Origin of the sequence: Spirulina subsalsa CS-330 (assembly GCF_028330765.1) — a bacterium.
GTDB lineage: Bacteria > Cyanobacteriota > Cyanobacteriia > Cyanobacteriales > Spirulinaceae > Spirulina > Spirulina subsalsa_A.
On sequence record NZ_JAQMTY010000046.1, the window covers coordinates 1 to 9,495 of the forward strand.

Consider the following 9,495-nt stretch of genomic DNA (forward strand, 5'->3'; position numbering starts at 1 on the left):
AGGATAAATCAATGGCGTTAGTCGTTGAGCCTAGCAACCCTCTGCAACTCTCGTTGTTTGAGTGGATAAATGGTCAGGTAACTGGCTGTTCAGAATCTCCCACTATAGCCCGTAGGGTTTAGTGGGGGAGTATGTCAAGAACGCTGGGTTTGGAGATAGTCGTTAATCACCTCCACGAGGGCCGTGCGCTCATCTTCGCGGAGCCATGTACCAAAGAGAATGGTATTGTGATCTTTCACCAGACCGCAGGTATAGACGGGGCGATTGTTGACGGTGATACCGGTGGGGCACAGGGCGACTTTGTGAATGTCGGCGGTTTTGCCGGTGAGGTAGTGATTCCAGCCGAAATAACTCCAACGCAGATCGTAGCGATCGGCGGTGATTTTGAGTTGAAAATCACCCCCCACCGACCAAAACACACTCGCACGGACAATGCAGAGCACAATCAGGGCAATGATGCCGATGGGAAAGACGAGACACATCCCAATGACGACGGCGATCGCAACTCCCCCTGCTTGCAGCACACTGTAGCTGGCCGGAACCTGAATCATTAAGCTGTCAGCGTCGCGGCGCAGTTGGACACGGCTATGGGGTAACAGCGAGTCTGGCGGGGATGCGGGGGTTGGATGCAGGGCGACAGGCTGCATCACAAACAGGCTTTTTAATTCGCCTGCGAGCCAGTCTCGTTCTTCTGGGGTGAGGGCTTGGCCGAAGCGATAGATTTGGGGCTGACGGAGGGGGCGAGTCAGTCCCCAGGCGGAACGGGTGATCGGTTCATTGTTACCCGCGTACCGCAGTTCAATGTAGTTATAGCGATCGGGGTTGTAGCGGAGGCTGATGTCGGAGGTGGCTCCCATTAACGTGCTTTGCAGGGGTAAGAAGCGATAGGTTAAACGGGTTGTTTGGGGGGTGATGTGGAGGGTGGTGCGATCGCCTTTGACCGTCCGGACTCCTTGCCACAACAGCCCACTGATCGCCGCCACGACCACAACAGGAATGCCCATCATCAAGGTCGCCACAATCCGCGTCACCACCGTTTCCGCCGGATCGAGGGCCACGACAATCGCGATCGCCACCAACAGGGAGATCGTGGGGAGCGCGATCGCAGTCCAGACACAATTCACCACCAACAAGGTAAAGCGTTTCTTGTGCCACCATGTCCCGCTGGGGATATGGATTGTGGTGTTGTGGGGGGATTTCGAGAGGATGATCTGACTGTCGGCGGGTTGGGGGGCGATCTGCTCCGGATTGAGCTTGAGGGGGAGGTTGGCGCGGAGAGCCTCTTGAGCTGCGATCGCGGAGGCAAAGCGATCTTCGATCGCCGGTTCAAGGCTGGTGTTGAGCCAGGCGGCAAACGGGCGCGAAACTGTAATTTCAGCCTGAAAATCGAGCTTCATCCGCACCTGGGGCAAGTCCGCCGGAGATTTTCCCGACAATAAGAACACCAACGTCGCCCCCAAACTATAGAGGTCCGACGCAGCCACAGTCTGACAGCGAAACTGCTCCGGGGGCATATAGCCCAGGGTTCCCACAAACGTCCCCCCCCGGCTGATCGTGGCGCGATAGGCCTCTTGCACAGCGCCAAAATCCACGAGGACAATCCGGCCGTCGGGCGTTTGGATCAGGTTTTCGGGCTTGATGTCGCGGTGAATGACGGGGGGATTGAGGCCGTGGAGATAGGCGAGAATATCGAGGGTTTGGAGGGCGATCGCTTTCACCTCATCCTCGCTCGGTTGCCAGCCGCGTTCTCGTTTGGCGAGGAGCGATTCCCCCTCGACCAATTCCTGCACGAGGTAGAAGCGGCGATCGTCCGGAGTATCCAGATCAAAATAGTCCAGGTATTGGGGAATCCCCGGATGGTTCAACGTGGCGAGGACGCGGGCTTCACGCTCGAACAGTTCGAGCATTTTCCACTCAGTGGTTTGGCGCAGGGACACCACTTTCAACGCGACGCGCTGGGAAGTCTGGTGATCCACCGCTGCGTAGGTGGTTCCCATCGACCCTTGACCGAGGGTGGTCACGATTTGATAGCGGTCTGCAATGATTTCACCTTGGGCATGTAGTCCGAGCATGGGGCCTCCTGCCACCGAATCTATTCTTATTGTGGCTGAGGGGTGCGATCGCGCCCGCTGCGCCAAGGCCATGATCAAGGAGTTATGCCCTCACCCCATCACGAAGCCATAATCGAGACGTAGGGTTTAGCGAAGATCATCCGGCCCGCAGAGGTTTGGAGGGCAGACGTAACCACCACTTGCAATTCACCGCCGAGATGTTCCGACCCTTCTTCAACCACCACCATCGTGCCATCTTCCAGATAACCAACCCCCTGTTCCGGTTCTTTCCCTTGCTTGAGAATTTTCAGATCCAGAGTGTCCCCCGGCAGATAGATCGGGCGAATCGCTTGGGCGAGATCATTGACATTCAACACCGCCACTTTTTGCAGATTGGCCACCTTGCTGAGGTTGTAATCATTGGTGAGGAGTGTACCGTTGATTTCTTGGGAGAAGCGCACCAATTTCGCGTCCACGGTGGAGATGTCGTCGTAGTCCGTGGGATTAATCACCAACTGTTCTGGGAAGGCGGCTTGCATCCGGTTGAGGATGTCTAAGCCGCGCCGGCCACGGAGTCGTTTTTGGTCGTTGGAACTGTCGGCGAGGAGTTGCAGTTCTTGGAGGACAAATTGGGGAATGAGGATTTGACCTTCAATGAAGCCGGTGGCGAGGAGTTCTTCGATCCGTCCGTCGATGATGCAACTGGTGTCGAGAATTTTGGTGATCGCGGCTTGGAGCGTGCCTTCGGCGACGAGCAGGGTTTCAATGCTGCTGGGGTTGATCAGGCGGAGGAAGGTGCGTCCGTGGGTATCGGCCAGGGAAACCCCCAGGAAGGAGAACATGACGCTGACGAGGACGGCGCTGAGGGGTTTAACGAGGCTAAATTCGTCGGGAATGGGCAGCAGAAAGATGGGGGCCAGCATCAGATTTGCCAAGAGTAAGCCCAGTACCCATCCGATCGCACGGGTGAGAATGGTTTCAATGGGGAGGCTGCGGACGGTGGCTTCGAGGCGGCGATAGGTGGTCTGCGCCGTGAGACCGAGGGCTAACCCGACGATCGCACCAAAGCTGGCGATGATCAGCCGCACTGCTTCGATGTTGGTGACTTGGGTCAGCACATCCGGCGGGGCGAGGTCGATAGCCTCGTAGCCGACTCCCGCTAGGGCTAAAACAAATATGCTGATAATGACGGCATCTAACATGATGATGATTCCCAAAATTGGGCAGATGTATGGTCGGTTATTGAACCTCTGTCTATTATATCGGGGCAGGAAAGGGGGCTTAATTCGGTTTTCGCGATCGCGGCTGGGACGGTTAGGGAATGGGTGGATAGGAATCGGGGGGTGAAGTCCCGATCTGTCCTAGGGTTGAGGGGATTAATGGCGGGATAGACGGTGGTTTTTTTGGCAATTGTTGTGAGGCGATCGCATTCAATCAATTTACTGAAAATCGGCCCCATCTTTGTAAGGAATTCGTAATTTTTAAGTCTTTTTTTTGTAAGATTGACACAATCTTAAACAGATCAAAATGAGACAACGACGGATCAAAACGGTGCAATCTCAACCACAGGAGCCGGCGATCGCATCTCCGATTTCGTCGGCCTATCTTCATATTCCCTTTTGTCGGCGGCGTTGCTTCTATTGTGATTTTCCGATTGCGGTGGTGGGGGAGCGGCGCGATCGCACCCCATCCCAAAGCATCCCCCCCTACCTCGCCGCCCTCACCCAGGAAATCGAGATCACCGCCGCCCGCTCTACCCCCCAGCCCTTAGCAACGGTCTTTTTTGGCGGCGGCACACCGTCCCTCCTCACGCCTGAACAACTCGATCAACTCCTGACGGCGTTGGATCACGCCTTTGGTCTGGCGGTGGGGGTGGAAATTGCGATGGAAATTGATCCGGGAACCTTTACCTTTGGGCAACTCCACGGTTATCGCAGCGCTGGGGTGAATCGGTTTAGCCTTGGGGTGCAGGCGTTTCAAGATGAATTGCTGCAAACCTGTGGGCGATCGCATTCTGTCGCCGAAATTTACGATGCTGTTGCGATGATCCGCCGCGCTCAGATCGACAATTTCAGCCTTGATTTAATTTCGGGTCTGCCCCACCAAACCCGTGAACAGTGGCAGGACTCGTTAGAAGCGGCGATCGCGATTGCCCCCGCTCACCTCTCCTGTTACGATCTCGTCCTCGAACCCGTCACCCCCTTCGGCAAACGCTACAGCCCCGGCGAAACCCCCCTACCGGATGATGACCTCACCGCCGACCTCTACCGCATCGCCCAAGCCCACCTCACCGCCGCCGGTTACGACCATTACGAAATCTCCAACTATGCCCGCCCCGGCTTTGCCTGTCGCCATAACCGTACCTATTGGGAAAATCGCCCTTACTACGCCCTTGGGATGGGGGCGGCGAGCTACACCGACGGAATCCGTTTCAGCCGACCGCGCACCCGTCAGGCTTATTACGATTGGCTCGCAGCGGGGGCGACGATTCCCGATGAACCGGAAACCGACTGCGATCGCCTCCTCGAAACCCTGATGCTTGGCCTGCGACTGCGGGAGGGGGTCAGGTGCGATCGCTTCACGCCGTCAGAACAGGCCCAAATCCGCACCACCCTCGCCCCCTACGCCGCTCAGGGTTGGGTCACCCTGGGAGATGATGCGATCGCCCTCACCGATCCAGACGGGTTCCTCTTTTCCAATACAATTTTGGCAAGCCTCTTTGCGCAGTTCGATCCCGATTCAGCCCACCGGTGAGGAGTCCCCGTGTCCCCAGAACAAGAACAAACCATCCTCGATCTCCGCGCCCAAAACCACACCCCCCGCCAAATCGCCGCCGCCCTCAAACTCCGGGTTTCCGAGGTGCGCAGTGTGATTGCGACCCATGGCGATGGCCCCATCTTCACCCTCGCCACCAAAGGCGACTTGCCCCCCATCTATGAATGTCTTGTGGATCAGACCTGTGCCGACTATCTCCTCGATGGGCATCAACCCGAAGACTTACCCCAAAGCTGTCTCGGTTTAGTGGCGGTGGCGCGTCTGAAGGGGATGGATCGGGTCTCGGTTTGTACCTATTTGGTGGACTATCTTTGTTTAGGGGTCAAGGACACGATGAAGCCCCAACAGTGCGATCGCGCCCAATATCCCGATTTTGTCCGTCGTTTTTATGGGGCATTTCCGGCGGGATATCGAGCGATCGCCCTCTCAGAAGCCCAAGCGATCGTCTTCGGAGCCGTGGACTATGCCGCCCGCCTCGGCTTCAATCCCCATCCTGATTTTGAGCAGACCCTCTACCACTTGGGGCATTGGCCCGGCGAACCCGTCTTGCGTTTCGGCTATCGCGATCGCCCCCTCTACATCAACGGCCCCTATGACGACAATCGCCAAGTGATCAAAATGCTCGAAATCAACGTGGGGCGCAATCAGTTTGACTACATCTTAGGCGTTGGCTGAGGGCAGCGTGACCCCACAAAAATCCCCAGGATTTCGCAACCCTGGGGATGATGTCTGGATCAGTATTGTGCGGACGCAGAGCTTACCGTTGAGCGGCACGGCGTTTCATCAGAGCCGCACCACCGAGAGCGATCGCGCCCCCTAGCATCGAAAACGGTTCCGGGGTGTTGGTGGTCGGTTTCGCGGCCGTTCCCATCACTTTCCAGTCCGGGCCGTTGTAGCTCGATCCCCGGCTGATCACCCGTAAGCCATAAATCGCGCTGTCATTCACGCCAAAGTCCGTCAAGCTCACGCCGATGGATGCCACAGACTGAGCACTCCCAATCTCTTTGGTGTCAAGCTTGAAGCCTGCATCACCCCAGCCCCCTTGATTGGATATCCCCAGCGCCAACAAGTTACCGACCAAGTTGCCGCCAGCATCGATCGCCTGCACATCCATGGCACTGTTTTTGCCCCGTTCCCAAATCAAAATATCTTGCACGCCTTTGTCAAAAAACAGGTCAATGGCAAAGTTGCCGCTATCTTCCGTGTCAACGATGCTGCTGAGGTTTTTGTTTCCCAGGGCTTGGGCAATGTCGCTATTGCTCGCCCGTTCTGCCTTTAAGCCGACGGTTGCCAAATCCCCCATGTCAGCACTAGCCGCTCCGGTGTTGCCGCCAGTCCAGAGGTCATTGCTGACGATGTTGGTACGATTGACTAAGCTGAAATCACTGTAGGTTTGACCGCCGTAGGTCACGGAATCGAGCATTAAATTGCCTTTCCACTGATTGCTGCCACTGTGGGAAGCGGTGTAGTTGGTGGTGAAGGTGAAGGCTTGGGCTGCACTAGCTCCAACGGCGATCGCAGCTCCGGCTAACAATACGGCTAAACTTCCATGTTTAAAAATACTCATGTGTTCTGTGCTCCGTTGGGACAAAAAATATCTTTCTAGACTGATGGTTCAAGAGTGAAGCTATGAACCTGACAGTTTCAATGTATCTTGGTCTTCCGGAGATGAAACTAACTGAATCGTTATCTTTACTAAAAGTTGATAGAGGACATGACATTTATAAAGTCGTCATGAAGCAAAAACAACTCCATTTACATGGTTTTAGTATTATTTCGGATTAAATTGACTTTTATATGTACAGAGAAAAAGTCTTGCGTAATTTCACTGACTTGGGCTGATCTTGATCAGCATGCCAATCGCCTCACGAACTGGAAAGATGCGGTGCGATCGCTCAAACCATAGCCATCACAGGGTGATGATGGCAACAGGTTGAAGCATGGATGATCGCACCGCAGCGAGAACAATTAGCGATCGCGCAGTGACCCCAACTGATCCGGTGCAAACACACCATGCTCGGTAATAATCCCGGCAATCAAGCGAGCCGGTGTTACATCAAAAGCTGGGTTATAAAACTCCGCCCCCTCCGGACAAAGGCGCGTATCTCCCACTTGATAAATTTCCGCCGGATCGCGCTCTTCGATGGGAATTTCTGCCCCTGTGGCTAGCTTGAAATCAATCGTAGACAGGGGCGCGGCCACATAGAACGGCACACCATGGGCCTGGGCAATCACCGCTAGGCCGTAGGTTCCGATCTTGTTCGCTGCGTCGCCGTTGGCGGTGATGCGATCGGCCCCGACGACGACGAGATCAATCATTCCCCGCTGCATACAGTGGGCGGCCATGTTATCGGTAATTACGGTGACGGGGATGCCCACTTGGACACATTCCCAGGCGGTGAGCTTGGCCCCTTGGAGGCGGGGGCGGGTTTCATCGGCAAAGACGCGACCCAAGCGATTTTCGCGCCAAGCGGAACGAATCACCCCGACAGCAGTACCATACCCCGCCGTGGCCAGGCCGCCCGCGTTGCAGTGGGTGAGGAGGGTCAGTTTTTCGGGGCTAGGGGGGAGAATGCTCAGGGCATGATCGCCGATCCCATGGCAGCGGTTGAGGTCGTCGGCTTGGATGGCTTGGGCGGTGCGCAGGAGGGTGGCGCAGATGGTGGCGGGGTCGCCGCTGGTGGTTTGGGCGGTGTGCAATTGCCGGTCAATGGCCCAAAAGAGGTTAACGGCGGTGGGGCGGGTTTGGCGCAGGGTTTGGGCGATCGCTTCTAAATGGGCCAAAAATTCGCCGCGATCCGAGCCGGTGTATTCCCGTGCGCCGAGGTACATCCCATAGGCGGCGGCCACACCAATGGCCGGTGCGCCCCGGACGATCATGGTTTTAATCGCGATCGCCATGGCATCGCTACTGGTGATCTCAACGGTGGTGAGAAGTTCCGGGAGGCGGGTTTGGTCGATGAGGAGGACGCGATCGCCCTCCCATTGCACAGGGTAAAATTCCGGCATCATGGGGACAGGATAGAGGCTACAGTATTCTACAGGAATTGTTCCTGGGGAAGAACACCCCGCCTCTCGCCCTTGTTGATACGTTACGGAATGCTCGGAAAAAAAGTTTGGTTTTGCCTGTTGGGGCTGATGCTTGGGGGGTGTCAGGGCTATCCGCGATCGCTCAACTTACCCTATGATGCGGGCGGTCGCGGCGTGAACACCCCCGCCTCGGAACTCTCGCCCCAAATGGTGGGGGATTATCTAATCCTCGTCTCCGATCGCAAAGGCTCCCAAGATGTCTTTCTCTTCGACATGGCCCAACGGCAGCTCATTGATCTGCCGGGCTTAAACTCCCTCGATGCCAGTGTTAACGACCCCACCATCTCCGAAGATGGCCGCTATATTGCCTACCTGGGCAGCCGCTTAGGGTTGGCGGATATCTACGTTTACGATCGCGATACCGGCCTGACCCAAAACCTCACCGAAGGACTCCAAGCCGAAGTCCGCCGCCCGGTGATCAGTGCCAACGGGGCAGCGATCGCCTTTGAAGCCAACGAAGAAGGACGCTGGAATATTAAAATCTACGACCGTCAGGGCAATGCGTTGGATTAGGGGCGGGGGCGTGGGTCTCGCCCTGGGTTTGCTCTGTGGCGGTTGTGCTCTGTTCATTCAGCCGCAAATTCCCACGGGGGGATTGAACAGCGACACCCCCGAAGAAGGGCCGAGCTACAGCGGTGATGGGCGATATTTGGCCTTTAGCAGCGATCGCAATGGCCGCCGCGATCTCTTGCTCTACGATCTCCAAACGCGCCAACTCGTCCCCCTGCCGAATCTCAATCGCCGCGATTCGAGCCAAGACCAGCCGGCCCTCAGCGCCGATGGTCGTTATCTGGCCTATGTCTCCACCGAACGGGGCCGCTCCGATGTGTTGGTCTACGATCGCCAAACCGAGCGATCGCAACTCCTCACCGCCAACCTCCGTGGCACGGTGAAAAACCCCACGATCAGCGGTGACGGTTCCCAAGTAGCCTTTCAAACCAATCAATTGGGGCAATGGGATCTTGCGATCGTCGAGCGGAATAATTTGCCCTAGGGACAGAATTTCAGCCCACCCTTGATCCCGCCACCCTTTAAAATAGGCCGTGACTTTGTTAAAGAAATGTTAACAACCATGCCCCACACAATTGTCACGGAAGTCTGTGAAGGTGTTGCCGATTGCGTCGCCGCCTGTCCCGTGGCCTGCATCCATCCCGGCCCCGGCAAAAATAGTCAAGGTACAGATTGGTTTTGGATTGATTTTCAAACCTGCATTGATTGCGCGATCTGTCTCCAAGTCTGTCCCGTCGAAGGGGCGATCGTCCCGGAAGAACGCGCCGATCTACAACAAACGCCCCAATAATGCCCGCCGCCGCTGGGGGATTCCCATGGCGACGCTTTACGATCCCCAGTCTCGGCACATGCTAATTGGTGGGTTACGGCGGATTGCTGGATTGCAGTGATAGCAGGAGTTTAATCCGCCTAACCCACCCTACAATAAAGGGTAGTGCATTTTAGTGCAGGCTAGAGGAAAAGATAGGGGCATCTTGCTCCGCCAGCTTCTCTCTGATGCCCCGATTGTACTCATGGATGAACAGCCATATCGCCCCAATGTGGTTCTCCACCTTTTTCGAGAACGACA

9 protein-coding genes are annotated in these 9,495 nt (G+C 56.1%); 5 read left to right on the forward strand and 4 right to left on the reverse strand.

Translation table 11 applies throughout. The features are described from left to right. Nucleotides 1-134: 134 nt before the first annotated feature. Complete coding sequence (locus PN477_RS03205) at nt 135-2,072, reverse strand: serine/threonine protein kinase (RefSeq protein WP_272117047.1); 1,938 nt, start codon at nt 2,070-2,072, stop codon at nt 135-137. A gap of 98 nt (nt 2,073-2,170) precedes the next feature. Then, nucleotides 2,171-3,253, reverse strand: coding sequence for a PIN/TRAM domain-containing protein (locus PN477_RS03210; protein ID WP_272117050.1), 1,083 nt, complete (start codon nt 3,251-3,253; stop codon nt 2,171-2,173). A 325-nt stretch (nt 3,254-3,578) separates the two neighbouring features. Here PN477_RS03210 and hemW point away from each other — a divergent pair, with 325 nt between their 5' ends. After that, nucleotides 3,579-4,805, forward strand: a complete 1,227-nt coding sequence (gene hemW, locus PN477_RS03215) for a radical SAM family heme chaperone HemW (protein WP_272146975.1) — start codon at nt 3,579-3,581, stop codon at nt 4,803-4,805. Between the two features lie 9 nt (nt 4,806-4,814). After that, on the forward strand, nt 4,815-5,501 hold the full coding sequence (locus PN477_RS03220) for a hypothetical protein (protein WP_272117055.1): 687 nt from the start codon (nt 4,815-4,817) through the stop codon (nt 5,499-5,501). Nucleotides 5,502-5,583: 82 nt separating this feature from the next. Here PN477_RS03220 and PN477_RS03225 read toward each other — a convergent pair whose 3' ends face one another. Both PN477_RS03225 and mtnA read right to left on the reverse strand, forming a co-directional pair. Continuing rightward, on the reverse strand, nt 5,584-6,393 hold the full coding sequence (locus PN477_RS03225) for an exosortase-dependent surface protein XDP2 (protein ID WP_272117057.1): 810 nt from the start codon (nt 6,391-6,393) through the stop codon (nt 5,584-5,586). A 401-nt stretch (nt 6,394-6,794) separates the two neighbouring features. Then, nucleotides 6,795-7,835: an S-methyl-5-thioribose-1-phosphate isomerase gene (mtnA, locus tag PN477_RS03230; RefSeq protein ID WP_417158743.1), complete on the reverse strand. Its 1,041-nt coding sequence runs from the start codon at nt 7,833-7,835 to the stop codon at nt 6,795-6,797. Nucleotides 7,836-7,925: 90 nt separating this feature from the next. Between mtnA and PN477_RS03235 the strand changes: the two genes are divergently transcribed. The 3 genes from PN477_RS03235 to PN477_RS03245 all read left to right on the forward strand — a co-directional run bounded on the left by PN477_RS03235 (nt 7,926) and on the right by PN477_RS03245 (nt 9,216). Further along, nucleotides 7,926-8,429 carry a TolB family protein gene (locus tag PN477_RS03235; protein ID WP_272117061.1) on the forward strand — a complete coding sequence of 168 codons (504 nt, stop codon included), beginning with the start codon at nt 7,926-7,928 and terminating at the stop codon, nt 8,427-8,429. After that, entirely contained in the window at nt 8,416-8,910 is a 495-nt protein-coding gene (locus PN477_RS03240) for a TolB family protein (protein ID WP_272117062.1), read from the forward strand. The genes PN477_RS03235 and PN477_RS03240 overlap by 14 nt, the downstream gene beginning before the upstream one ends. A 78-nt stretch (nt 8,911-8,988) precedes the next feature. Next, entirely contained in the window at nt 8,989-9,216 is a 228-nt protein-coding gene (locus PN477_RS03245) for an indolepyruvate ferredoxin oxidoreductase subunit alpha (protein ID WP_272117064.1), read from the forward strand. The last annotated feature ends 279 nt before the right edge of the window (nt 9,217-9,495 follow it).

Excerpts from the sequence above, each read along its gene's own strand:
- hemW (WP_272146975.1), top strand. The coding sequence starts at position 3,579 with ATGAGACAACGACGGATCAAAACGGTGCAATCTCAACCACAGGAGCCG.
- PN477_RS03225 (WP_272117057.1), bottom strand. The coding sequence starts at position 6,393 with ATGAGTATTTTTAAACATGGAAGTTTAGCCGTATTGTTAGCCGGAGCT.
- PN477_RS03245 (WP_272117064.1), top strand. The coding sequence starts at position 8,989 with ATGCCCCACACAATTGTCACGGAAGTCTGTGAAGGTGTTGCCGATTGC.
- PN477_RS03240 (WP_272117062.1), top strand. The coding sequence starts at position 8,416 with ATGCGTTGGATTAGGGGCGGGGGCGTGGGTCTCGCCCTGGGTTTGCTC.
- PN477_RS03210 (WP_272117050.1), bottom strand. The coding sequence starts at position 3,253 with ATGTTAGATGCCGTCATTATCAGCATATTTGTTTTAGCCCTAGCGGGA.
- PN477_RS03235 (WP_272117061.1), top strand. The coding sequence starts at position 7,926 with ATGCTCGGAAAAAAAGTTTGGTTTTGCCTGTTGGGGCTGATGCTTGGG.
- mtnA (WP_417158743.1), bottom strand. The coding sequence starts at position 7,835 with ATGCCGGAATTTTACCCTGTGCAATGGGAGGGCGATCGCGTCCTCCTC.
- PN477_RS03205 (WP_272117047.1), bottom strand. The coding sequence starts at position 2,072 with ATGCTCGGACTACATGCCCAAGGTGAAATCATTGCAGACCGCTATCAA.